Origin of the sequence: Bradyrhizobium sp. SZCCHNS3002, assembly GCF_032377435.1 — a bacterium.
In the GTDB taxonomy this organism is placed as follows: domain Bacteria; phylum Pseudomonadota; class Alphaproteobacteria; order Rhizobiales; family Xanthobacteraceae; genus Bradyrhizobium.
Genome location: NZ_JAUHHY010000008.1, coordinates 331,292 through 354,377 on the forward strand (window position 1 = coordinate 331,292; position 23,086 = coordinate 354,377).

The following is a 23,086-nucleotide window of genomic DNA, read 5'->3' on the forward strand; positions in this document are numbered from 1 at the left end:
GGCAAGCCTGGCCGTGCCGCCCCTGCCCGGGACGTCGCGGATCCCAGAGCTATCAGAACGATACAACTCGTGCGGGCTGCCAGGCGCGGCCGGGACGCGAGCAAGAGGGAGGACGAGGCATGAGCGAGCCCGCATTCGGTGGCACGATCGGCAGGACCATTGCAGGCTCCAGGCCGTGGTGGCCGGCGCCGCAGCAGCCGCCGAAGGGCGCGCCCAACATCCTGGTGGTGCTGTTCGACGATGTCGGCTTTTCCGATTTCGGCTGCTACGGCTCGCCCATCCGCACCCCCGCGATCGACGCGCTGGCCGCGCAGGGCCTGCGCTATTCGGGCTTCCACACCACCGCGATGTGTTCGACCACGCGGGCGGCGCTCCTCACCGGCCGCAACCATCATTCGGTCGGCGTCGGCTGCCTTGCCAATTTCGACTCGGGCTATCCCGGCTATCGCGGCAAGATCGCGCGCGAGGCAGGGACGCTGGCGGAGATGCTGCGCACCCATGCCTATCGCAACTACATGGTCGGCAAGTGGCACGTGACGCCCTTGACCGAGAGCGGCGCGACCGGGCCGTTCGACGGCTGGCCGCTGGGGCGCGGCTTCGACCGCTTCTACGGCTTCCTCGACGCCGAAACCGATCAATATGCGCCGGAACTCGTGCTCGACAACACCCATGTCAGTCCGCCCGGCAGCTACGCCGACGGCTATCACCTGACTGCCGATCTGGTCGATCAGACCATTCGCTTCATCGCCGACCACACCGCCGACCGACCGGAATTGCCGTGGCTGACCTGGCTCGCACTCGGTGCCTGCCACGCGCCGCACCAGGCGCCCCGCGAGATCATCGAGAGCTACGACCCGGCCTTCGCTCATGGCTGGGACGCCGAGCGCGCGCAGCGGCTGGCGCGGCAGAAGGCGATGGGGCTGGTGCCGGAAAATACCGATCTGCCGCCGCGCAATGACGGCGTGAAGGCCTGGGACGCGCATTCCGACGACGAACGGCGCGTCTTCACCCGGCTGCAATCGGCCTTCGCCGGCATGCTCGATCATGCCGACCAGCATCTGGCGCGGCTGCTCGCCTTTCTCGACAAGACCGGCCAGCGCGACAACACGCTCGTGATCGTCATGTCCGACAATGGCGCCAGCCAGGAGGGCGGCCCGCTCGGCTTCGTCAACGCGATGGGACCATTCAACTTCAAGCCGGAGCCGGTCGCCGAGAAGCTCGCGCGGATCGACGACATCGGCGGGCCGGATACGCACGCGAACTTCCCGCATGGCTGGGCGATGGCGTCGAACACGCCGCTGCGCCGCTACAAGCAGAACACCCATGGCGGCGGCATCCGCGATCCCTTCATCGTCTCCTGGCCGCAGCGCATCGCGGCGCGCGGCGAAGTCCGCCACCAGTTCGTCCATGCCTGCGACCTCGTGCCGACCCTGCTCGACCTGATCGGCATCGATGCGCCGGCCACGATCGCGGGTGTGCCGCAGATGCCGCTCGAGGGCGTGAGCTTCGCCGCCTCCATCACCGATCCGTCCGCGCCGTCGAAGCCCGTGCCGCAATATTTCGAGATGTTCGGCCATCGCGGCCTCTGGCACGACGGTTGGAAGGCGGTGGCCTTTCACCCGTCGGGCACGCCGTTCGACAACGATAAATGGGAGCTGTTTCATCTCACGCAGGATTTCTCCGAGACGCATGATCTCGCCGCCGCCGAGCCGGAGCGGCTCGCGGCACTGGTGAAGCTGTGGTGGGAGCAGGCGGAGGCGCACCAGGTACTGCCGCTCGACGATCGCTTCGGCCCGCGCTTTGCCGAGAACGCCGCGCGTTTCCACGGCGCGCGTACGCGCTTCACGTTCCACGCCGGCATGGGCCATGTGCCGACCGACGTCGCCCCCGACGTGCGCAGCCGCGACTATCTGATTGAGGCCCATGTCGAGATCGATGCAGAGGGCGCATCCGGCGTACTGATCGCCCATGGCGATGCCACGTCAGGCTACAGCCTCTACGTCAAGGACGGCCATCTCGTGCACGATCTCAACATCGGCGGCCGCCACGAGATCGTCAGCTCGGCCCGCCCGGTGCCGGCGGGATCGCATCGCCTGGGCGTGCGCGTCGAACGTCTGAGGCGGCAGACCGAGCCGGCCAAGGGCGCGCGCACCGGCCTGAGCCAGTACACATTGCTGATCGACGGCGAGGAGGCCGGCGCGCTGACCACGCAGCTCGCCTTCCACACGCTGATCTCATGGTCGGGGCTCGACATCGGCCACGACCGCGGCAGCCCGGTGTCGGACTACGCGGCGCCGTTCGCATTCACCGGACGGCTGTCGCACGTGACCGTGACGATGCAGAACGAGCAGAGCCTGGACGGCGAAAGCGTCGGCAACGCCGAGATGGCGCGACAATAGTTGACGACCAGGGAAGCGGCGGATCGTTATTCCGCCGCTTCCTTCACGGCGCCGCCGGGAGCGGCCGCGTCGGGCTCGTGGTCGATATGCGTGCGGCCCCAGCGCGCGAAGGCGTTGTTGACCTTGTCGAGATAGAGATAGATCACCGGCGTGGTGAACAGCGTCAGCATCTGGCTGACGATCAGGCCGCCGACCATCGCATAGCCGAGCGGCTGGCGGATCTCCGAGCCGGTGCCATTGCCGAGCATCAGGGGCACGCCGCCGAGCAGGGCCGCCATCGTCGTCATCATGATCGGACGGAAGCGCAGCAGGGCGGCTTGGCGGATCGACTGCTCGGGCGGCAAGTGCTGGTCGCGTTCGGCGGCGATGGCGAAGTCGACCATCATGATGCCGTTCTTCTTCACGATGCCGATCAGGAGAATGACGCCGATCAGCGCAATCAGGCTGAAATCGTAGCCGAACGCCATCAGGATCGCGAGCGCGCCGACGCCGGCCGAGGGCAGCGTCGAGAGAATCGTGATCGGGTGGATGTAGCTCTCGTAGAGGATGCCGAGGATCAGATAGACCACGACGAGGGCGGCGAGGATCAAGAGCGGCACGGTCGACAGCGACTGCTGGAACGCCTGCGCGGTGCCCTGGAAGCTCGAGTTCAAGGTTGCGGGCGCGCCGAGCTCGACCATCGCGCGCTGCACCGCATCGGTGGCCTGGCCGAGCGCGACGCCCTGGGCGAGGTTGAAGCTGATCGTGATCGACGGGAACTGACCCTGGTGGCTGATCGACAGCGGCCTCACCGGCACGTTGGTCCAACTGGCGAAGGTCGAGAGCGGCACCTGGTCGCCGGTGGTCGGCGATTTCACGTAGAGCTTGTTGAGCGTGTCGATATTGCCCTGCAGCTCAGGCAGGATCTCCAGGATCACGCGGTAGGAGTTGAGCTGGGTGAAGTACTGCGCGACCTGTCGCTGGCCGAACGCGTCATACAGCGTGTCGTCGATCAACTGCGGCGAGATGCCGTAGCGCGAGGCGGTGTCGCGGTTGATCGTGAGCTGCACGGTGGTGCCGTCGGCCTGCTGGTCGGTGGCGACGTCGCGCAGCTGCGGCAGCGAGCGCATCTTCTCCAGGATCTTCGGCGCCCACTCGTTGAGCTCGGAGATATTGGAGTCCTGCAGCGTGAACTCGAACTGGGTTCGGGACGGCCGGCCGCCGAGGCGGACGTCCTGCGCGGCCTGCATGTAGAGCCGGGCTCCCTCGACCTTCTCCAGCTGCGGCCTCAGGCGTGTGATGATCTGCTGCGCCGATGCATCACGCTCGTCACGCGGCTTCAAGGTGATGAACAGATTGCCGGTATTGCCGGCGCGGCCGGAGCCGCCGATCGCCATTGCGACGCTGGCCACGCCCGGATCATCCTGCACGATCTTGGCCAGCGCCTCCTGGCGCGACTGCATCGCCTTGAAGGAGATGTCCTGCGACGCCTCCGACGCGGCGGTGATCAGGCCGTTGTCCTGCTGCGGGAAGAAACCCTTGGGGATCAGCACGAACAGGTAGATCGACAGGCCGAGCGTGGCGAAGAACACCATCAGCGTGGTGAAGCGCCAGCGCAGTGCGATGTCCAATCCCTTCTCGTAGGCCCTGAGCAGCGCCTCGAAGCCGCGCTCGCTCCACTGGTAGAATTTGCCATGAGCCTGGTGGCCGCCGCGCAGGAAACGCGAGGCCATCATCGGCGTCAACGTCAGCGAGACGAACATCGAGACGAAGATCGTCATCGCCAGCACGACCGCGAATTCGCGGAACAGGCGCCCGATGATGCCGCCCATCAGCAAGAGCGGGATCAGCACGGCGACCAGCGAGATCGAGATCGAGACAATGGTGAAGCCGATCTCCTTGGCCCCCTTGTAGGCGGCAGCCATCGGGGACTCGCCTTCCTCGACATAGCGAGAGATGTTCTCGAGCATGACGATGGCGTCGTCGACGACGAAGCCGACCGCGATCGTCAGCGCCATCAGCGAGAGGTTGTCGAGTGAATAGCCGACCCCCCACATCATCGCGCAGGCGCCGAGCAGGGCGAGCGGCACGGTGATCGTCGGGATCACCGTGGCCCAGAAGCTGCGCAGGAAGATGAAGATGACCATGACCACCAGAAAGATGGTCAGGAGCAGCGTGAACTGGACGTCTTCGACCGCGGCACGGATGGTCGTCGTGCGATCCGACATCAGCTCGACCTTGATGGCCGGCGGGATCGCCGCAACCAGGCGCGGCAGCGTCGCCTTGATCTTGTCGACGGTTTCGATGACGTTGGCGCCAGGCTGCTTGAAGACCACCAGGAACACGCCGCGCTTGCCGTTGGCCCAGGCGGCCTGCTTGGCATCCTCCGGTCCGGTCACCGCCCGGCCAATGTCACGGATGCGCAACGGACCGCCATTGCGGTAGGCGATGATGACGTCGTTCCAGTCCTTCGACTCGGTGAGCTGGTCATTGGCGTAAATGGTGTAGGCCCGACGCTCGCCGTCGATGTTGCCCTTCGGGCTGTCCACCGTGGTGATCGCGATCTGGCTGCGCACGTCCTCCATCGAGAGGCCCTTGGCGACCAGCTTGGCCGGGTCGATCTGGATACGGATCGACGGCTTCTGCTGGCCGCCGATGATCACCTGGGCAACACCCGAGATCTGGCTGATCTGCTGCGCGAGCTGCGCATCGACGGAGTCGGAGACCGTCGTCAGCGGCAGCGTCTCGGACGTGGCGGACAAAATCAGGATCGGCGCGTCCGCCGGGTTGACCTTGCGGTAGGTCGGCGGCGACGGCAGGGTCTTGGGCAACTGGCCCGAGGCGGCGTTGATGGCGCCCTGGACGTCGTTGGCGGCGCCGTCGATGTTGCGATTCAGGTCGAACTGGATCGTGACCGATGCGGTGCCCAGGTAACTGGTCGACGTCATCTGGGCGATGCCGGGAATCTGTGCGAATTGCCGCTCCAGCGGCTGGGCGACCGAGGTCGCCATGGTCTCAGGGCTGGCGCCCGGCAGATTGGCGGTCACCTGGATGGTCGGGAAGTCGACCTGCGGCAGCGGTGCGACCGGCAGCAGCGGGTAGGCAACCAGGCCAATGAACAGGATACCTGCCATCAGCAGCGAGGTGCCGATGGGGTATTTGATGAAGGGTGCCGAGATGCCGCCGCCGTTCATTCCTGCCGGACCTTAGCTGGCGCCGGCTCCGAGCTGGCCACCGCGGTGGTCACGACCGAGCCTGGCTGCACTTTGAATTGACCGCCGGTAATCACCTGCTGGCCGGGCGTCAGCCCTTCTTCGACGACGGTCCGGCCATCGAGCGAAACGCCGACCTTCACCTTGCGCAGCTCGGCCTTGTTGTCCGGGCTCACCGTGTAGGAATACAGCCCGCTGGTCGAATGCTGGACCGCGTCGTCAGGAACCACCGTGGCGTCCTTCAGCGTCCGCACCAGGAGCCGCGTCGAGACCGACTGTCCGGGCCACAGCACGTGGTCCTTGTTGTCGAACACCGCTTTCAGCCGGATCGTTCCGCTGGACGTGTCGACCTGGTTGTTCACGACCATCAGCTTGCCCTCGGCGAGCTGCTTCCTGCCGTCGGTGGTGAACGCGATCACCTTCAACGGGGCGGTCTTCTGCGCCTCGTTGATGTAGGGCAACTGCTCTTCCGGCGCGGTGAAGATCACCGCGATCGGTTCGATCTGCGCGATCGAGACGATGCCGGTCTGGCTCGAGGCGTTGACGATGTTGCCGATGTCGACCTGGCGGAGGCCGGCGACCCCGGAGATCGGCGCCTTGACCTGGGTGTAGCTGAGCTGGGTCTGGGCATTGGCGATCGCGGCGTCGTCGGCGGCGATCTGCGCCGTGAGCTGTGCGACGGTGGCGCGCTGGGTGTCCTGCTGCTGCCGGGTCGCGAACTCGCCGAGCTTGGTGGTGCGCTGCAGGTCGAGATTGGCGTTGTTGAGATTGGCCTCGTCCTGCGCCCGCTTGGCCTTGGCCTGGTCGAGCGCGGCCTGGAACGGCCTCGGGTCGATCTCGACCAGCAGGTCGCCTTCCTTGACGAGTTGGCCTTCGGTGAAGGCGATCTTGTCGATCTGGCCGTCGACGCGGGTGCGGACCTGGACGGTGTTGAAGCCTTGCACGGTCCCCAGGCCGGTGAGGAAGACCGGAAAGTCCGTCTTCTCGACCGGCACGGTCGAGACCCGAACCGCCTGCGGTCGGGCCGATTTCTGCTCAGCGGTCTTCTTCGCTGCCTCGGCGCCCTGATGACGCTGCCAGCCATAATAGCCGGCGCCGCCGAGAGCCGCGACAAGCAGGATCCAACCGAGGGTTCGTGATGTCTTCATGCTGGCCCACATGCTGAGACGAACAGGATAACCGGTCTTTAAAACCATTCCCAGCATGCCAGATATAGTACGCACGCAATTAATGTGTAAACACACGAGCGCGTGGACAAACCTAAACAATCGGCAAGCTTCGAGGGATCGCAAGGGAGTTCACAGCCATGTCGCTGGATATGAGACGGCAGCTCGTTACGCAGCTTGTCGAAAGCTCGCGCATCCTGCGCAACTATATTGATCATCGTGCCAAACAGCGCGGCACGACCCGCGCCCAATGGGTGGTGCTGTTTCGGCTGCGCGCGCATGAGGGGATGTCACAGGTCGATCTCGCAGAAGTGCTGGAACTGCAGCCGATTTCACTGGTGCGTCTGCTCGACAGGCTGGTGGAGCAGGGGTTGCTGGAGCGCAGGCACGATCCGAGGGATCGCCGCGCGAACCGTCTCCATCTCACCGCCGCGGGACGAGAGCTCGTCGATGATCTCGACGAGCTGCGCGATGCGATCGCCGGCGACGTTCTGCACGACATTCCGGACGAGGCCGTCGCCACCAGCCTGTCGACGCTCAGGGACCTGAAGGATCGGATCAAGACGCTGTCCGATCCGAAAGCCGAGGTGGCGCTCAAATAGCCGGGCCGCAGCGCAGACCGGTTTAATCCCATCTTGAGTTGCGTCGTATCGTAAAACATCTTGAGTGCGAAAAATGGCCGAGCGGCTTGCCGGTGCCGCAGCGTGGCCTGCGCGAGAGCAGGGCGGTCTGCGGCGGTCCTCTGCCGCCATCGTCGGGCAGCGCGTCGCGCAGGACCATTCGCCGACGGCGCCGGTCTCTCGTGCGAACGCCGCACTCCGACCTATTGTCGCCGTCTTGTCGCGCCCGATGGGAGCTGATTAGAAGCCGATGAGTCCGGCCGCCGTCATGGCGCCGCCGGGCAGCGGCAGGATTCAACCGGAGCGAGGCCGCGTCGTCCGACGATGCGCCGTGCGACGATAGCGAATGGGGAGCTCACGATGGAAGAACTGAATGGAAAGATGCTCGCGTGCCAGATCCTGGTCACTGGCCTGATCGCGCGCGTCGCCAACGAGCAGCGCGATCCCTTGCGCTTCCTGACCGATTTTCGCGATGAGATCAGGGCCGTCGTCAAGGGCGTGCGGATCGCGGGGATCGATGATTCCGACCGCGTGCGCCAGATCGCGGTGCAGACTGTAGACGAGCTGTTCTCGTTAATGAAGCCGCCGAGCAGCGACGAGCCGGCTGGCTCGTCGAACTGACCTGCGCCGGAGTTGCGCGCGACGCAGTGGTGATTCGACGACAGCGCGAGTCAAATCGCGCTGTTTAGAACGATTTCAAGTTTCGTATGTTGTTAGTTGAGCGTTTTTAGAATTGTTTTGATCTGGAACTATTCAAGGCCAAATTAGGGCTCCTCAAATTGACCCCCTGAAACGCGCCCGATACCAACGACACATCGTCGCGCTGCGAATGATCCGCGTAAGCGACGTGGAATGAAAATCTGGGGCGCGTGAAAATAAATGGGACAGGTGAGAGCACCGCGTTCGCTGCGTGGGATCGCAGCGATGAAGTTCAATGACGGACGAGGAGAAGGGCCCTCCGTCACCAAGGTGTCGGCGGTGGCCGGGCTGATGGCGGTGGCATCGATGTCGTCGGCCGAGGCGGCGCAGCCGGCGTCCGACCTGCCGCCCGTCAACGTCGATGCGCCGATCGCGCGGGCCAAGCCGACGTCCTCCAAGCCGACCGCCGAGCAGGTCCGCGCGCGCAATGCCCTGCGCCGCGCGGCGGCCCGCCAGCAGGCGGCGCAGCAGGCCGCGGTCGCGTTTCCGAACGCAGGCGGCCTGTCCGCGCCGGACGCCAACCCCTACGCGGACGCAGCCGAGCCCTACAAGGTCAACCGCGTGCAGGCATCGGGCAAGTTTCCCGAGCCGCTGCTGAACACGCCCAAGACCATCACGGTGATGAGCAAGGAGGTGCTTGCCGACAAGCACGTCACCGCGCTCAAGGAGATCGGCCGTTCGACCGCCGGCGTCACGCTGGGCTCGGGCGAGGGCGGCAACGCATTCGGTGACCGCTTCTTCATCCGCGGCTTCGATGCCCGTAACGACGTGTTCATCGACGGCATCCGCGATCCCGCAGTATCGATCCGCGAGAACTTCTTCACCGAGCAGATCGAGATCCTGCGCGGCCCCGCGTCGTCCTATGCAGGGCGCGGCACGGCCGGCGGTGCCATCAACATCGTCACCAAGCAGGCCGGCGACACCAACTTCAAGCGGATGGATACCGAGTTCGGCACCGATCAGCAGAAGCGCGTCACGCTCGACGTCAACCAGGTGATCTCGCCGACCGTCTCGGTGCGCACCGGCGGCCTGTTCCAGGACTCCAACGTCGCCGGGCGCAACTTCGTCACCGACGACCGCTGGGGCGCCTTCCTCTCGACCAAGTGGACGCCGATCGAGGATCTGAAGATCACGACCAACTATGTCCACACCGATCTCTCCGGCTATCCGGATTTCGGCGTGCCCTACTACAAGCAGGGCAACGTGCCGGTGACCTCGGCCGGCATTCCGCGCGGCACCTGGTATGGCTTCCTCAATCGCGATTTCCAGACCGCGCGGCAGGATTTCGGCACTGCCGCGGCCGAGTACAAGGTCAACGACGCGATCACCCTCAGCAGCAAGTTCCGCGGCGAGCACTCGCTGCTGAACTACATCGGCACGCTGCCGCAGAACCCGAACACGACCAGCCCGAACCCGCTGCTCTGGACCACCACCGCGAGCGCGCAGAGCCGCTATCAGACCGTGGACGTGTGGGCCAACCAGAACGACGCCACGTTCAAGCTCGACACCGGGGGCGTCAAGCACACCGCCGTGCTCGGCACGGAATTCTCGAACGAGAACATCTCGATCGACCGCTACACCGGACTGTCATCTGAGCTGTTCGGCGGCGGCTCGACCAGCAACGGCGCCGTCACCGGCGTCAACGTTTACTCGCCGCAATACACCTACATCCCGTTCAGCACGACGCCGTCGCTGTCCGGCAACCCGACGCGCTACGGCGTGAACACCAACAGTGTCTACGCCATGGATACCGCCAATTGGCGGGACATCATCATCCTGAACGGCGGGGTGCGCTATGACGGCTACAACATGAGCTCGTCGACCAACTCGCCGAAATACCTCAAGATGAATGCCGACCTGGTCAACTACAATGTCGGCGTGGTCTACAAGCCGATGCCGATCGGCAGCCTCTACGCGGCCTATGCGACCTCGGCCAATCCGTTCGGCTCCGAGCTCGACGCCACCGGCACCGACTACGGCGGCGTGCCCGCCAACACCGCCGTCCTGCTCGGGCCGGAGCGCAACAAGGCGGCCGAGCTCGGCACCAAATGGGAGCTGGTCGACCGCCATCTGCTGGTCTCAGCCGCGCTGTTCCAGACCACCAAGGACAACGCGCGCGAGACCGTCGGCGGCCTGCTCACCTCGGGCGCGGCCTACCGCATCCAGGGCATCGACATCGAGGCGGAAGGCAAGCTCACCGATCGCTGGAGCATCTTCGGCGGCCTGGTGCTGATGCAGTCGAAGGTCACGCAGAGCGGCGTTGCCTCCAACATCGGCCTGCAGCTCGCCAACATCGCGCATCAGTCGTTCAGCATGCTGTCGAAGTACAAGTTCGACAATGGCTGGGAGATCGGCGGGCAGGCGGTCTACCGCTCCAAGGTCTATGGCGGCACCTTCGCGGCCAACACCGGCAACGAGCTGCCGAGCTACTGGCGCTTCGACGCCTTCGTCGAGAAGCAGCTCGACAAGAACTGGACGATGAAGCTCTACGCGCAGAACCTGACCAACAAGCTGTACTACGACACGCTGTATCGGAGCGCGGTGCCGTTCGTCGCCGTGGCCCCGGGGCGCGCCTTCTATATCGTCACCACTGCGAAGTTTTGATCATGCTGATCTGCATCCCGGACGTTCTGTCCAAAGACGAGGTCGCCGACTTCCGCCGCATCATGGATGCGGCGGAGTGGGAGGACGGCCGCTCGACGGCCGGGGCGCAGTCGGCCATGGTCAAGCGCAACGAGCAGCTGCCGCCGGACGGCGAGGCGGCGCGGGTGCTGGGCCAGCGCATCATCACGGCGCTGACGAAAAATCCGCGCTTCCTGTCGGCAGCGATCCCACTGCAGATCTTTCCGCCCTTGTTCAACCGCTACACCGCCTCGCGGGGCGACCATTTCGGCATCCATGTCGACAATGCCGTGCGTGGCGATCCGCTGACCGGCCTGCGCATCCGCACCGACCTGTCGATGACCTTGTTCCTGGCCGAGCCCGACAGCTATGACGGTGGCGAGCTTGTGATCGAGGACACCTACGGCTCACACGAAGTCAAGTTGCCCGCGGGGCACGCGGTGCTGTATCCGTCATCGAGCCTTCACATGGTCACGCCGGTCACGCGTGGCGCCCGGGTCGCCTCTTTTTTCTGGATGCAGAGCATGATACGGGATGCCCACGTCCGGAGCATGATCTTCGATCTGGACACGGCGATCCAGAGCTTGGCGGAACGCCTCGGGAGGGACGATCCCGATGCGGTCAAGCTGACCGGCATCTATCACAATCTGATCCGGCAATGGGCCGAGGTCTAATGGGCCGAGATATGATGACATCGTTCCTCGTTAGGTTTGCAATCGTCCTGTCATGTCTGTCTGTTGCTGCGGGGCTACCTGCACATGCGCAGCAGGAGCCGGCCAGGTCCGCGCCAGCGGTCTCGACCGATCTTGCCGCGCCGGCACCGGGCACGGCGCAGACGATGGCGCCGCCCGCGTCGGGACAGGCGGCCGCAACGACCGCCGCACCGGCGGGCAGCGAGAGCGCCACCCGAACTGGCAAGTCGGTAACCACCGGGCTGGACGAGCTGTCGCCGCTCGGCATGTTTCTCAAGGCCGATATCGTCGTCAAAGCGGTCATGATCATGCTGGCGCTGGCCTCGGTCGCGAGCTGGACGATCCTGATCGCCAAGAGCCTCGAATTTTCCGTCCTGCGCCGACGGCTGATCGGCGCGCTGCGCAAGCTGACCGGAGCAAAGTCGCTGGCCGAGGCCCAGCTCGCGCTCGGACAGGGCAAGAATGTCGCTGCGATGCTGCTGCAGGCCGCGGTCACCGAGGCGCGGCTGTCGGCCGGGCTCGGCAGTGACGAGGGCATCAAGGAGCGCGCAGCCTCGAGCTTCACCGAGATCGTCCGCGCCGAAGCGCGGCGGGTGCGGACCGGCATGGGCCTGCTCGCCACCGTCGGCGCGATTTCGCCCTTCGTCGGTCTGTTCGGCACGGTCTGGGGCATCATGAACAGCTTCATCGGCATTTCGAAATCGCAGACCACCAACCTCGCGGTGGTCGCGCCGGGTATCGCCGAGGCGCTGCTGGCGACGGCGATCGGTCTGGCCGCGGCGATTCCGGCCGTGATCATCTACAATCACTTCTCGCGCGTCACGAAGGGGTATCTCGAGCTCGTCAACCGCGCCTCCGGCACCACCGGACGATTGCTGTCGCGCGATCTCGATCGCGGCCATGGTGGTCTTCACGTTCGGGCGGCGGAGTAGCCGACGATGGCCGTCTCGCTCTCCGAAGGCGATCTCGACGACGATTTCGACGAGACCCACGACATCAACGTGACGCCGTTCATCGACGTCATCCTGGTGCTGCTGATCATCTTCATGGTGGCTGCGCCGCTCTCGACCGTCGACCTGCCGATCGACCTGCCGTCCTCGAGCGCCACGCCGCAGAAGAAGCCGGACAAGCCGACCTACGTCTCGATCAAGCCGGACCTCACGCTGGCGATCGGGGAAAATCTGGTCAAGCGCGTCGATCTCGTGCGCGATCTCGATGCCATGACCGATCGGCCGAAGGACCGGCCGATCTTCCTGCGCGCTGACAAGCTGGTGCCCTATGGCGAGCTGATGGGAGTTCTGGAGCTGCTGCGCGCCGGCGGCTACACCAAGATCAAGCTGGTGGCCCTGGAAGCGCCGCCAGCCGCGGCTGCCCAGGGACCTGCGGCAGCGCCGCCGGCCCAGCCCGCGCAGCCGTGAGGAGCGCCGACGTGTGATGAGCGACCTCGACGTCGGGCACTCCCCCTCGCGCCGTCTCTGGTTTCTGGCGATCATGGGCGCGCTGATGCTGCATGTCGGCGGGGCCGCGCTGGCGCTGACACATCTGAAGGACGACGAGGACGTCGGCGGCCTCGGCGCGGCGGGCGCCGAGGTCATCGACATCGATATGGGCTCGCCGAAGGTCGACGACGACGAGGTTCCGGTCGGACAGGACTCGGTGGCGCAGACCGCCGCTCCGCAGATGCAGGAGCAGAAGGCCGAGGTCGAGCAGACCGATCTGCAGAAGGATGTCCCGACCACGACCGAGGAGGCCGACCGCGAGGTCACGACCTCTGACGTGAAGAAGCCGACCGAGGAGCAGAAGGTCGCGACGGTCCAGACACAGGCGTCAGAGGCACAGGAAGCCTCCGAGGACAGTGCGCGCAAGGCCCTGGACGAGAAGGTTCCTGAAGCCGAGAAGACCAAAGCGCCGAATGCCGGCATCGGCAAGGACGTGCAAAGGTTGACGGCCAATTGGGGCCGCAAGATCAGCGCCTATTTCGAGCTGCACAAGAAGTATCCATCCGGAAAGAAGACCGCTGCTCAGCTCAAGCTGGCGCTCGTGCTCAACCGGCTCGGCCGTGTCGTCTCGGTGGACGTCAGGGAAACGTCCGGCGATCCGGAGTTCGATCAGGCCGCCGTCAGCATGGTCCGCCGTTCGGATCCCGTGCCAAAGCCTCCCGCGGGCCTCACCGACGACGAGTTCTCCTTCATCCTGCCGGTCAAGTTCAACCCGCCGAAATGAGCGGGTGGGGTTCGGCTGGCCTCACTGCCAATACAGTCTGATCCCGACATAGACCACGCAGAGCGCGGCGAAGATCAGCCCGACCGGCAGCTTGCGCGGAGCGGTCGTCCCGCTTTGCGCCGCCTTCTGCTTCGGCGGCAGCTTGCGGAAGGCGGTGACATTGTCGGTCACCGGCTCAGCTGTGACCGGCTTGACCTCGGGCGGGGCGCCGCCGCCGCCCATCTCGGCATAATAGGCCTTGTACATCTCGCGGATGGTGGCCTCGGTCGCCTCGTCCTCCGGCATGTCGCCAAGGCGGGCCTTGTAGCTGGCCAGGAATTCCTGCGCCGCCGGCGGCAGGCCGGAGGCGCCGTTCAGCTTGGCGATCATCTTCCAGGTCGCGAAATCGGCACGGGCGCGGGTGTCGGCGCGGCGTGCGATCATCATGTCGGCGGCTTTGACCAAGAGTGCCTCGGGGCTCGTTCGTTACCATCCCTGACGGGTAGATCTAGGCATTACCCGTCAATAGCAGAAGCAGTTGCTTCAGAGAATCGGTCGTGGCGCGGAGCAGCCCCGACACAAGATCAAGATTGAGACCGAACTGGGAACCCGCCAGCGGCAGGAGGATCAGGCATCCGATCAGAATCAGCATGCCGTACGGCTCGAGCCGGGCCAGCGGCCGCGCCAGCACCGCCGGCAGGACACCGACCGCGACCCGGCCCCCGTCGAGCGGCGGTATCGGGAGCATGTTGAACACGGCGAGCAGAATGTTGAACGAGAAAATATTCCATAGATTGCTCGCCACCCACCGCGCGGCCTCAGGTGGAACCAGCGGAAGGGCGTGGAACGCCAGTCCCGCCGCCAGCGCGAGCGCGATGTTGGTGGCGGGTCCCGCCAGCGCCACCATCACCATGCCGGCGCGGAGCGGCTGCAGATTGCGAAAATCGACCGGCACCGGCTTGGCGTAGCCGAACAGGAACGGGGAGCCGGACAGCAGCAGCATGCCCGGCAGCAGGATCGTGCCGAACGGATCGATGTGCCGGATCGGGTTGAAGCTGACGCGACCGAGTCGCAACGCGGTGTCGTCGCCGAACCGCCAGGCGACGAAGGCGTGAGCAGCCTCATGAAAGGTGATGGCGATGATGATCGGCAGGATCCAGACGGAAATGCCGTAGAGCGAGATGTTCAAGGATCGGGTTTCCGGACGCGTTCGGCCCTACATAGGCACGATGGTTCCCCGATGCTACGCGGGATTTTCCGGAAATTGCGGCAGTCCGTCGTTGAGCTGCACCCAATCCATCTTTTCCGAGACCCAGATGTGCTCGGTCGGGGCAAAGGCGTTGCGGTCGTCGAAGCAGGCCAGGGCCACGCCGACCACCGGGCGCGTGGTGCGCCATGAGAACAGCCTGACTCCGCAGCGCGGGCAGAACATGCGGTCGAGCGCGTCGGAGGAGGGGAAGCGCGCGGTTTCGCCGGTGATCGTCAAAGCGTCGTGCGAGAACAGCGCGCGGGCGAAGAACGGCGCGCCCGTCGCCCGCTGGCAGTTGCGGCAATGGCAGACGCGCACATTGATCGGCTCGCCCGTGCATTGGAAGCGCACCGCGCCGCAGAAGCAGCCGCCATGGTGGGTCATCAGGCAAGCTCCATGGATCGGGACATCCGTATCGCCAGCGAGACGAAGGTGGGCCCATCGCCGTCTGCGATGGCACCTTTGCCCACCCCGCCGCAAACTAATAGGTCGCGCGGCCGCCGGAAATGTCGAACACGGCGCCGGTCGAGAACGAGCACTCTTCCGAGGCGAGCCACGACACCAGCGCGGCGAGCTCTTCCACCAGCACGAAGCGGCCCTTCGGGATCTTCGACAGCATGAAGTTGATGTGCGCGTCCGTCATCTGGTCGAAGATCGCGGTCTTCGCCGCCGCCGGCGTCACCGCATTGACCGTGATGTTATGCTGCGCCAGCTCCTTGCCGAGCGACTTGGTCAGCGCGATCAGGCCGGCTTTTGACGCCGAGTAGTGCGCAGCGTTCGGGTTGCCTTCCTTGCCGGCGATCGAGGCGATGTTGACGATGCGGCCATAGCCCTGCTTCAGCATCACCGGCACGATCGTCTTGGCGCAGATGAAGGGACCGTCGAGATTGATGCGCAGCACCTTGCGCCACTCCTCGAGATCGGTCTCCCACACCGTCTTGTTGATGCCGGCGATGCCGGCATTGTTGACCAGGATGTCGATGCTGCCGAACGCGGCCAGCGTCGCGTCGCGCGCGCCTTCGACCGCTTTGGTGTCGGTGACGTCGACCTGCAGCGCCAGCACCTCCGGACCGATCTCCTGCGCGGTCTTCTCCGCCAGCGCGATGTCGTGATCCCAGATCGCGACCTTGGCCCCAGAGGCCCTGAAGCGCTCGGTGATGGCGCGGCCAAAGCCCTGCGCGCCGCCGGTGACGACGGCGCAGCGATTGGCGAGATCGATGTGGTTCATGAAGAAAGACTCCTCTTTCGACCCTCATGGTGAGGAGCGCGGAGCGCGTCTCGAACCATGAGGCCCCTGACATCCGGGCCTCATCCTTCGAGACGCCGCTGCGCGGCTCCTCAGGATGAGGAGAAGCTACAGTGTCCAGCCGCCGTCGATGGTGTGCGCGACGCCGGTCGTGAACGCGCTCTCGTCGCTGGCGAGATAGACCGCGAGATGGGCGATCTCCTCCGCCGTGCCGAGCCGGCCCATCGGCTGGCGCGAGATGAACATCTCGAGCCCGTTCGGGCCGGCCGAGGCCGCCCGTCCGAGCATCGAGGGCGTTTCGATCGTGCCGGGGCAGATGCAGTTGCAGCGGATTTTCTTGCCGACGAAATCGGCTGCGACCGAGCGCGTCAGCGCCGCCACCGCCGCCTTGGTCGCGCCGTAGACGTAGCGGTTCGGTGCCGCCTTGAACACGCCGGCGGCGGAGGCGATGTTGACGATGGCGCCGCCGCCCTGATCGAGCATGTCAGGCAGGAAGGCGCGGATCGTGCGATGCATCGACTTGACGTTCAGGTCGAACGAGAAATCCCAGTCGTCGTCGGAGCAGTCGAGGATGGTGCCGTTGTGCACGAAGCCGGCAGCGTTGAGCAGGATCTCGACCTTGCCGACGCGATCGGCCATCGCGTTCACGGCCGCGGTGTTGCGCACGTCGAGCGTCGCGACCTCGGCAATGCCTTCGCTCTTCAGCGTGCTCAGGCCGTTCTCATCGATATCGGTGGCGAACACGGTCGCGCCCTGACGCGCGAAAGCGATCGCGCAGGCGCGGCCGATGCCGGCTGCGGCGGCGGTGACAAAGGCGCGCTTGCCCTTGAGGCGGTCGGACATGGGGTCTCCCTTGGGATGCTCGTTGATTCTTTCGTCATTGCGAGCGCAGCGAAGCAATCCAGGGCTGCGCGCGCGGCTCTGGATTGCTTCGTCGCTTCGCTCCTCGCAATGACGGTGGCCGGCTTTGCGCGGCGTGTCTAGTGATTATGCCTTGCCACGCCGACAGTGCCAGCGATGTTGTGATAGCGCGTGGCAAGCTCCATGCAGGCGCCGGTGGCCTGCTGGCCGACGGTGTTGCGATAGAGCTCCTGCCACGGCGTCTGGTTGGCGGGGTGTGGGAAGCCGCCCTTGGCCTTCAGCTCGGCGCGCCGCGTCGCAAGCTCCTCGTCCGAGATCAGGATGTTGGCCGAGCCCTTGTTGAGGTCGATGCGCACGCGATCGCCGGTCTTGAGGATTGCGAGCCCGCCATCGGCGGCGGCCTCTGGCGACGCGTTGAGAATTGACGGTGAGCCCGAGGTGCCGGATTGCCGGCCGTCGCCGATGCAGGGCAAGGACAGGATGCCGCGTTTGATCAGCGCTGCCGGCGGCTGCATGTTCACGACCTCGGCGCCGCCGGGATAGCCGATCGGGCCGGCGCCGCGGATGAACAGCACGCAGTGTTCGTCGATCTCGAGCGATGCATCGTCGATGCGGTCGTGATAGTCCTCCGGACCCTCGAACACGATGGCGCGGCCCTCGAAGGCGTTCGGGTCCTTCGGATTGACGAGATAGCGGTCGCGGAACTCCTTGGAGATCACGCTGGTCTTCATGATCGCGGAATCGAACAGGTTGCCGCGCAGCACCAGGAAGCCGGCATCCTTCACCAGCGGCTTGTCGTAGGACCAGATCACGTCGTTGTCCGGCTTGGCGGCGTCGCGGCAATTGTCGCCCATGCTGCGGCCGTTGACGGTGATGACGTCCTCGTGGATGCGCTTGTGCCGCATCAACTCGCCGATCACGGCCGGCACGCCGCCCGCGCGATGGAACTCCTCGCCGAGATAGAAGCCGGCCGGTTGCATGTTGACGAGCAGCGGTACGTCGTGGCCGACCTTCTGCCAGTCGTCGATGTCGAGCTCGACGCCGACATGGCGCGCCAGCGCGTTGATGTGGATCGGCGCGTTGGTCGAGCCGCCGATCGCGGAGTTGGCGACGATGCAGTTCTCGAATGCCTTGCGCGTCAGGATGTCCGACGGCTTCAGGTCTTCCCACACCATGTCGACGATGCGCGTTCCGGTCTCGTAGGCGATCTGGCCGCGCTCGCGATACGGAGCTGGAATCGCGGCGCAGCCGGGCAGGGACATGCCGAGCGCCTCGGCCAGCGCATTCATCGTCGAGGCCGTGCCCATGGTGTTGCAATGGCCGACCGACGGCGCCGAGGAGGCGACGATCTCCATGAACTCCTCATAGCCGATCTCGCCGGCGGCGAGCCGTTCGCGCGACTTCCACACCACGGTGCCGGAGCCGGTGCGCTGGCCTTCGTGCCAGCCGTTCAGCATCGGGCCGCCCGACAGCACGATGGCGGGGATGTTCACGGTCGCCGCGGCCATCAGGCAGGCCGGCGTCGTCTTGTCGCAGCCGGTGGTCAGCACCACGCCGTCGAGCGGATAGCCGAAAAGGATTTCGACCAGGCCGAGATAAGCGAGGTTGCGGTCGAGCGCGGCCGTCGGGCGCTTGCCGGTCTCCTGGATCGGATGGGTCGGAAATTCCATCGCGATGCCGCCAGCGGCGCGGATGCCCTCGCGGACGCGGTGCGCCAGCTCGATGTGGTGGCGGTTGCAGGGCGAGAGATCGTTGCCGGTCTGGGCAATGCCGATGATCGGCTTGCCCGACTGCAGCTCAGCCCGGGTCAGGCCGTAATTCAGGTAGCGCTCGAGATAGAGCGCGGTCATGCCCGGATTGTGCGGATCGTTGAACCACGCCTGCGAGCGCAGCTTGCGGCTCTTGTCAGCGCCGTTGCCGGCATGCCCGTTCGAGTTCGTCATGTGTTTTCTCCCGCAGTGCAAACGTGGCGAGGCCGGTCCGTCGTCTGTGCGCCATCGGCCCGCTGTCGAGGATCGCCTACGTCTTTCGTTCAAGTCGTTGTTGGTTCGAGTGGTTCTAGTGCATGGTTTTTGGTTGCGCTACCATTTTGTTCCGGCAGCGCGCCCCGACGCAGGCTGCGGATTTGCGGTGCCGCGCTGCAAGGTCGAGCTCTGCCGTTCGATCACCTCGAAGCCGAGATCGACGACACGCTGCGCCACGGGACGGCCTTCCACGGCGTCCATGATCATCGTCGCCGCACGCCGACCCATCTCGTAGCGATTGGTGCGCACGCTGGTGAGCGTCGGAACCGCCGCGGCCATGAATTCCATGTCATTGAAGCCGACGATCGCGATCTGCTCGGGCACCGCGATGTGCCGGCGCTGGCATTCGAACAGCACGCCGAGCGCGAGATCGTCATTGGCGCAGAACACCGCATCGAGATCCGGCGCCTTCATCAGCAGATCGGAGAACAGGCTGCCGCCCATCGTGGTCGAGGTCGGAACAGGCGCCGTGACGATGAGACGCGGGTCGAACAAACCGGCCTCCTTCATCGCGTTCTGATAGCCCTGCAGCCTGCGCTGCACCCTTGGGTCCATGCGGGCGCCGATGAAGCCGATGCGGCGGCAGCCCTGCGCGAGAAGGTGTGAAATGGCTGCAAAACAGGCATCGACGTGCGAAAATCCGATCATCATGTCGATCGGGTCGGCGCCGAGCTCCATGATCTGCACGACGGGACAGTCTGCCGCCTGGATGATCAACCGGCTCTCCGCCGTCTGGTCGAGACCGGTCACGATCAAGCCGGCCGGCTTCTGCATCAGGAACAACCGCAGCAGGCGCTCCTCCTGCAACACGCTGTAGCGGGTGTTGGCGAGCTGGATGCTGTAGCGGCTGCCTTCGAACGCATCATAGATGCCGCGCAGCACGTCGGAGAACACGTTGTTGGTGAGGGACGGTATCAGCACGCCGATCACTTCGGTGCGCTGCGATGCGAGCGCGCGCGCGGCGAGGTTCGGCACGTAACCGAGCTCCTTGGCGGCGCTTTCGATCCGCGTGCGGCGGCCGGCCGAGACCGTGGCGGGATTACGGAAGAAGCGTGACACCGTGATCGGGCTGACGCCCGCCAGTGCCGCAACTTCGGTCAGCCGGACTTTGCCCGGCTCGATGCGTTTCCGTCCCATGCCTCGCTCATAGCATAGGCGGTCTGGTACACAAGCGATATTGACAGCGCTATCACGCGGTTGCTAAGCGAGACATTGCGGAAGCGAACTGAACTGCGGACAATGCCAGCCGAGCTGGCCCTGTTTCGGAGCCAGTCGGAGCGACCGGAGCCAACAACAAGACCACCAAGAACAAGACTGCACGACCAGGACTACAAAACGACAAACGGCCTGATCAAACGGCCGAGAACAACGGTCAGAATGCCGCCGGCAAGCAGCCAATGCTGTCGGTCTTTGAGGAGGAAATTGATGTCGTCGGTGCAAATTCGCGACGTGCGCAAATCATTCGGCGGATTCGAGGTGCTGCACGGCGTGACGATTCCGATCGAGGATGGCGAGTTCGTCGTGCTGGTCGGGCCGTCCGGCTGTGGCAAGTCGACGCTGCTGCGCATGCTCGCAGGGCTCGAGAACATCACCTCCGGAACCATCTCGATCGGCGAACGCGTCGTCAACAACGTGCAGCCGAAAGAGCGCGACATCGCGATGGTGTTCCAGAACTACGCGCTCTATCCGCACATGACCGTCGCCGACAACATGGGCTTCTCGCTCAAGCTGCGCGGCGCACGGCCCGAGGACATCAAGAAGGGCGTCGCGCGCGCCGCCGAGATCCTGGCGCTGACGCCGCTGCTCGACCGCTATCCGCGCCAGCTCTCCGGTGGCCAGCGCCAGCGCGTCGCGATGGGCCGCGCCATCGTGCGCGATCCGCAGGTGTTCCTGTTCGACGAGCCGTTGTCGAATCTCGACGCCAAGCTGCGCGTCGCGATGCGCACCGAGATCAAGGAGCTGCATCAGCGGCTCAAGACCACCACCGTTTACGTCACTCACGACCAGATCGAGGCCATGACGATGGCCGACAAGATCGTCGTCATGCATGACGGCATCGTCGAGCAGATGGGCTCGCCGCTCGATCTCTACGACAAGCCGGACAACCAGTTCGTCGCCGGCTTCATCGGCTCGCCGGCGATGAACTTCCTCAACGGCCACCTCAAGTCGAACGGCTCGGTCTATGTCGAGACCGACAACGGCGCCAAGCTGCCGCTGCTGACCGCGCCGGCCGCCTCCGACGGCCGCCCCGTGGTCTACGGCGTGCGGCCCGAGCATCTCGAGCTTGCCGATGACGGCATCGAGGCCGAGGTCGTCGTCGTCGAGCCGACCGGCTCGGAGACGCAGATCGTCGCCCGCATCGGCACCCAGGACATCATCGCGGTGTTCCGCGACCGCCACGAGGTCAATCCCGGGGAGAAGATCCATTTGCGCCCGCGCGCGTCGGCGGCGCATCTGTTCGACAAGGACAGCGGCCGGAGACTCTGATCCGGGCGCTCGAGGCGCAGAACTGACAACAAACAAAACAAGCAAATACTCAACGGGAGAAAACTTCAGATGACTCATTTCCCCACCGATCGCCGGTCCCTGCTCAAGGGTGGCGCGACCTTGCTGGCGGCCGCGGCGACGATGTCGGCCGACGAACTGCTCGGCTATGCCAAAGCCTGGGCGCAGACCTCGCCGTGGAAGCCGGAAGCCGGTGCCAAGATCAATCTTCTGCGCTGGAAGCGCTTCGTCGAGGCCGAGGACGTGGCCTTCATGAAGATCGTCGATGCGTTCCAGAAGGCCAACAACGTCACCATCAACGTCTCCAACGAATCCTACGACGACATCCAGCCGAAGGCCTCGGTCGCCGCCAACACCGGTCAGGGCCTCGACATGGTGTGGGGCCTCTACACCTTGCCGTTCCTGTTCTCCAACAAGGTCACCGATGTCAGCGACGTGGCCGACTATCTCGGCAAGAAGTGCGGCGGCTGGACCGACTCGGGCAAGGCCTACGGCATGCTCGACGGCAAGTGGATCGGCATCCCGGTGGCGGCCACCGGCGGCCTCGTCAACTACCGCATCTCGGCGATGGAGAAGGCCGGCCACAAGGAGTTTCCGAAGGATCTCGCGGGCTTCGCCGACCTTGTGAAGGGCATGAACAAGAACGGCACGCCGGGCGGCATGGCGCTCGGCCACGCCTCGGGCGACGCCAATGGCTGGCTGCACTGGGCGCTGTGGGCGCATGGCGGCAACCTGATCGACAAGGACAACAAGGTCGTCATCAACTCGCCGGAGACCGCCAAGGCGCTCGAATACGTCAAGGGCCTGTACGACAATTTCGTGCCGGGCACCGCGTCGTGGAACGACTCGTCCAACAACAAGGCGTTCGTGGCCGGACAGCTCTATCTGACGGTGAACGGCATCTCGATCTACGTCGCAGCGAAGAAGGACAATCCGGAAGTCGCGAAGGACATGAACCACGCGCATCTGCCGGCGGGCCTCGACGGCAAGACCCGCGAGCTGCATCTCGGCTTCCCGATCCTGATCTACAACTTCACCAAGTTCCCGCAGACCTGCAAAGCGTTCACGGCCTTCCTGCTGGAGCCGGAGCAGTTCAACCCGTGGATCGAGGCGGCGCAGGGCTACCTGTCGCATTTCCTCAAGGCCTACGACGCCAACCCGATCTGGACCGCCGATCCGAAGAACACGCCGTATCGCGACGTCGCGGCGACGGCTGTCACGCCGGCCGGCGTCGGCAAGCTCGGCGAGGCGGCAGCCGCCGCGATCGCCGACTTCGTCGTGGTCGACATGTTCGCGAACTACTGCACGGGCCGCGAGGACGTGAAGACGGCGATGGCGAGCGCCGAGCGCTCCGCCAAGCGCATCTTCCGCTGAGGTGATGACTGCGTAGGCTGGGCAAGGGCGCAACCCGCCGTGCTCGCCGTCATTGCGAGCGAAGCGAAGCAATCCAGGGCAGTGCGCTCGACTCTGGATTGCTTCGTCACGGAGCCTGCCCACGGGCTCGCCGACGGCGAGACCCGGGGGGGGCGTCTCGCAATGGCGGACCAGAACCATCCGTCCCGAACGCCGGTGGGCATGCTGCGGTTTGCCCATCCCAAGGTTCGAAGGGA

Annotated in this window: 19 protein-coding genes; 10 read left to right on the top strand and 9 right to left on the bottom strand. The window is 65.2% G+C overall.

Going from position 1 to position 23,086, the window contains the following annotated elements:
- The first annotated feature begins 119 nt into the window (after positions 1–119).
- Complete coding sequence (locus tag QW845_RS19235) at positions 120–2,399, top strand: arylsulfatase (protein ID WP_315803118.1); 2,280 nt, start codon at positions 120–122, stop codon at positions 2,397–2,399.
- Between the two features lie 26 nt (positions 2,400–2,425).
- On the opposite strand, the gene QW845_RS19240 is transcribed toward QW845_RS19235, so the two are convergent.
- Positions 2,426–5,572, bottom strand: a complete 3,147-nt coding sequence (locus tag QW845_RS19240; protein WP_315803119.1) for a multidrug efflux RND transporter permease subunit — start codon at positions 5,570–5,572, stop codon at positions 2,426–2,428.
- The gene (locus QW845_RS19245; RefSeq protein ID WP_409997941.1) at positions 5,569–6,750 is read right to left on the bottom strand and encodes an efflux RND transporter periplasmic adaptor subunit; all 1,182 of its coding nucleotides are present in this window, start codon (positions 6,748–6,750) and stop codon (positions 5,569–5,571) included. Before QW845_RS19245 ends, QW845_RS19240 begins: the two co-directional genes overlap by 4 nt.
- A gap of 146 nt (positions 6,751–6,896) precedes the next feature.
- On the opposite strand from QW845_RS19245, the gene QW845_RS19250 reads away from it, so the two are divergent.
- From QW845_RS19250 to QW845_RS19280, 7 genes are all read left to right on the top strand, one after another.
- Positions 6,897–7,358 (top strand): MarR family transcriptional regulator, encoded by a 462-nt coding sequence (locus QW845_RS19250; protein ID WP_315803121.1) that lies wholly within the window; start codon positions 6,897–6,899, stop codon positions 7,356–7,358.
- A gap of 378 nt (positions 7,359–7,736) precedes the next feature.
- On the top strand, positions 7,737–7,997 hold the full coding sequence (locus tag QW845_RS19255; protein WP_315803122.1) for a hypothetical protein: 261 nt from the start codon (positions 7,737–7,739) through the stop codon (positions 7,995–7,997).
- A gap of 258 nt (positions 7,998–8,255) precedes the next feature.
- Positions 8,256–10,679: a TonB-dependent receptor gene (locus tag QW845_RS19260; protein WP_315803123.1), complete on the top strand. Its 2,424-nt coding sequence runs from the start codon at positions 8,256–8,258 to the stop codon at positions 10,677–10,679.
- A gap of 2 nt (positions 10,680–10,681) precedes the next feature.
- Positions 10,682–11,371: a Fe2+-dependent dioxygenase gene (locus QW845_RS19265; protein WP_315803124.1), complete on the top strand. Its 690-nt coding sequence runs from the start codon at positions 10,682–10,684 to the stop codon at positions 11,369–11,371.
- Positions 11,372–11,382: 11 nt separating this feature from the next.
- Positions 11,383–12,321 carry a tonB-system energizer ExbB gene (gene exbB / locus QW845_RS19270; RefSeq protein ID WP_315803125.1) on the top strand — a complete coding sequence of 313 codons (939 nt, stop codon included), beginning with the start codon at positions 11,383–11,385 and terminating at the stop codon, positions 12,319–12,321.
- Between the two features lie 6 nt (positions 12,322–12,327).
- A complete protein-coding gene (gene exbD / locus QW845_RS19275; protein WP_315803126.1) occupies positions 12,328–12,807 on the top strand; it encodes a TonB system transport protein ExbD in 480 nt (159 codons plus the stop codon).
- A 16-nt stretch (positions 12,808–12,823) separates the two neighbouring features.
- Positions 12,824–13,612: a TonB family protein gene (locus tag QW845_RS19280; RefSeq protein WP_315803127.1), complete on the top strand. Its 789-nt coding sequence runs from the start codon at positions 12,824–12,826 to the stop codon at positions 13,610–13,612.
- Between the two features lie 21 nt (positions 13,613–13,633).
- On the opposite strand, the gene QW845_RS19285 is transcribed toward QW845_RS19280, so the two are convergent.
- The 7 genes from QW845_RS19285 to QW845_RS19315 all read right to left on the bottom strand — a co-directional run bounded on the left by QW845_RS19285 (position 13,634) and on the right by QW845_RS19315 (position 20,108).
- On the bottom strand, positions 13,634–14,038 hold the full coding sequence (locus tag QW845_RS19285) for a hypothetical protein (protein ID WP_315803172.1): 405 nt from the start codon (positions 14,036–14,038) through the stop codon (positions 13,634–13,636).
- Between the two features lie 61 nt (positions 14,039–14,099).
- The gene (locus tag QW845_RS19290; protein ID WP_315803128.1) at positions 14,100–14,780 is read right to left on the bottom strand and encodes a site-2 protease family protein; all 681 of its coding nucleotides are present in this window, start codon (positions 14,778–14,780) and stop codon (positions 14,100–14,102) included.
- 54 nt (positions 14,781–14,834) lie between these two features.
- The gene (locus QW845_RS19295; protein ID WP_315803129.1) at positions 14,835–15,224 is read right to left on the bottom strand and encodes a GFA family protein; all 390 of its coding nucleotides are present in this window, start codon (positions 15,222–15,224) and stop codon (positions 14,835–14,837) included.
- A gap of 97 nt (positions 15,225–15,321) precedes the next feature.
- Positions 15,322–16,068 (bottom strand): SDR family NAD(P)-dependent oxidoreductase, encoded by a 747-nt coding sequence (locus QW845_RS19300; RefSeq protein ID WP_315803130.1) that lies wholly within the window; start codon positions 16,066–16,068, stop codon positions 15,322–15,324.
- A gap of 126 nt (positions 16,069–16,194) precedes the next feature.
- Positions 16,195–16,929, bottom strand: a complete 735-nt coding sequence (locus QW845_RS19305) for an SDR family oxidoreductase (RefSeq protein ID WP_315803131.1) — start codon at positions 16,927–16,929, stop codon at positions 16,195–16,197.
- A gap of 137 nt (positions 16,930–17,066) precedes the next feature.
- Positions 17,067–18,890, bottom strand: coding sequence for an IlvD/Edd family dehydratase (locus tag QW845_RS19310; RefSeq protein WP_315803132.1), 1,824 nt, complete (start codon positions 18,888–18,890; stop codon positions 17,067–17,069).
- 138 nt (positions 18,891–19,028) lie between these two features.
- On the bottom strand, positions 19,029–20,108 hold the full coding sequence (locus QW845_RS19315; RefSeq protein WP_315803133.1) for a LacI family DNA-binding transcriptional regulator: 1,080 nt from the start codon (positions 20,106–20,108) through the stop codon (positions 19,029–19,031).
- A 288-nt stretch (positions 20,109–20,396) separates the two neighbouring features.
- Between QW845_RS19315 and QW845_RS19320 the strand changes: the two genes are divergently transcribed.
- Together QW845_RS19320 and QW845_RS19325 are read left to right on the top strand one after the other, a co-directional pair.
- Complete coding sequence (locus QW845_RS19320; protein WP_315803134.1) at positions 20,397–21,458, top strand: sn-glycerol-3-phosphate ABC transporter ATP-binding protein UgpC; 1,062 nt, start codon at positions 20,397–20,399, stop codon at positions 21,456–21,458.
- Positions 21,459–21,527: 69 nt separating this feature from the next.
- Positions 21,528–22,850 (top strand): ABC transporter substrate-binding protein, encoded by a 1,323-nt coding sequence (locus tag QW845_RS19325; protein ID WP_315803135.1) that lies wholly within the window; start codon positions 21,528–21,530, stop codon positions 22,848–22,850.
- Positions 22,851–23,086 lie beyond the last annotated feature (236 nt).

What these genes read in the sequence shown, in the direction of transcription:
- QW845_RS19325 (WP_315803135.1), top strand. Translation starts at nt 21,528, where the DNA reads ATGACTCATTTCCCCACCGATCGCCGGTCCCTGCTCAAGGGTGGCGCG.
- QW845_RS19250 (WP_315803121.1), top strand. Translation starts at nt 6,897, where the DNA reads ATGTCGCTGGATATGAGACGGCAGCTCGTTACGCAGCTTGTCGAAAGC.
- QW845_RS19235 (WP_315803118.1), top strand. Translation starts at nt 120, where the DNA reads ATGAGCGAGCCCGCATTCGGTGGCACGATCGGCAGGACCATTGCAGGC.
- QW845_RS19285 (WP_315803172.1), bottom strand. Translation starts at nt 14,038, where the DNA reads ATGATGATCGCACGCCGCGCCGACACCCGCGCCCGTGCCGATTTCGCG.
- QW845_RS19310 (WP_315803132.1), bottom strand. Translation starts at nt 18,890, where the DNA reads ATGACGAACTCGAACGGGCATGCCGGCAACGGCGCTGACAAGAGCCGC.
- QW845_RS19240 (WP_315803119.1), bottom strand. Translation starts at nt 5,572, where the DNA reads ATGAACGGCGGCGGCATCTCGGCACCCTTCATCAAATACCCCATCGGC.
- QW845_RS19295 (WP_315803129.1), bottom strand. Translation starts at nt 15,224, where the DNA reads ATGACCCACCATGGCGGCTGCTTCTGCGGCGCGGTGCGCTTCCAATGC.
- QW845_RS19280 (WP_315803127.1), top strand. Translation starts at nt 12,824, where the DNA reads ATGAGCGACCTCGACGTCGGGCACTCCCCCTCGCGCCGTCTCTGGTTT.
- QW845_RS19260 (WP_315803123.1), top strand. Translation starts at nt 8,256, where the DNA reads ATGGGACAGGTGAGAGCACCGCGTTCGCTGCGTGGGATCGCAGCGATG.
- QW845_RS19255 (WP_315803122.1), top strand. Translation starts at nt 7,737, where the DNA reads ATGGAAGAACTGAATGGAAAGATGCTCGCGTGCCAGATCCTGGTCACT.
- QW845_RS19265 (WP_315803124.1), top strand. Translation starts at nt 10,682, where the DNA reads ATGCTGATCTGCATCCCGGACGTTCTGTCCAAAGACGAGGTCGCCGAC.
- exbB (WP_315803125.1), top strand. Translation starts at nt 11,383, where the DNA reads ATGATGACATCGTTCCTCGTTAGGTTTGCAATCGTCCTGTCATGTCTG.
- QW845_RS19245 (WP_409997941.1), bottom strand. Translation starts at nt 6,750, where the DNA reads ATGTGGGCCAGCATGAAGACATCACGAACCCTCGGTTGGATCCTGCTT.
- QW845_RS19315 (WP_315803133.1), bottom strand. Translation starts at nt 20,108, where the DNA reads ATGGGACGGAAACGCATCGAGCCGGGCAAAGTCCGGCTGACCGAAGTT.
- QW845_RS19300 (WP_315803130.1), bottom strand. Translation starts at nt 16,068, where the DNA reads ATGAACCACATCGATCTCGCCAATCGCTGCGCCGTCGTCACCGGCGGC.
- exbD (WP_315803126.1), top strand. Translation starts at nt 12,328, where the DNA reads ATGGCCGTCTCGCTCTCCGAAGGCGATCTCGACGACGATTTCGACGAG.
- QW845_RS19320 (WP_315803134.1), top strand. Translation starts at nt 20,397, where the DNA reads ATGTCGTCGGTGCAAATTCGCGACGTGCGCAAATCATTCGGCGGATTC.
- QW845_RS19305 (WP_315803131.1), bottom strand. Translation starts at nt 16,929, where the DNA reads ATGTCCGACCGCCTCAAGGGCAAGCGCGCCTTTGTCACCGCCGCCGCA.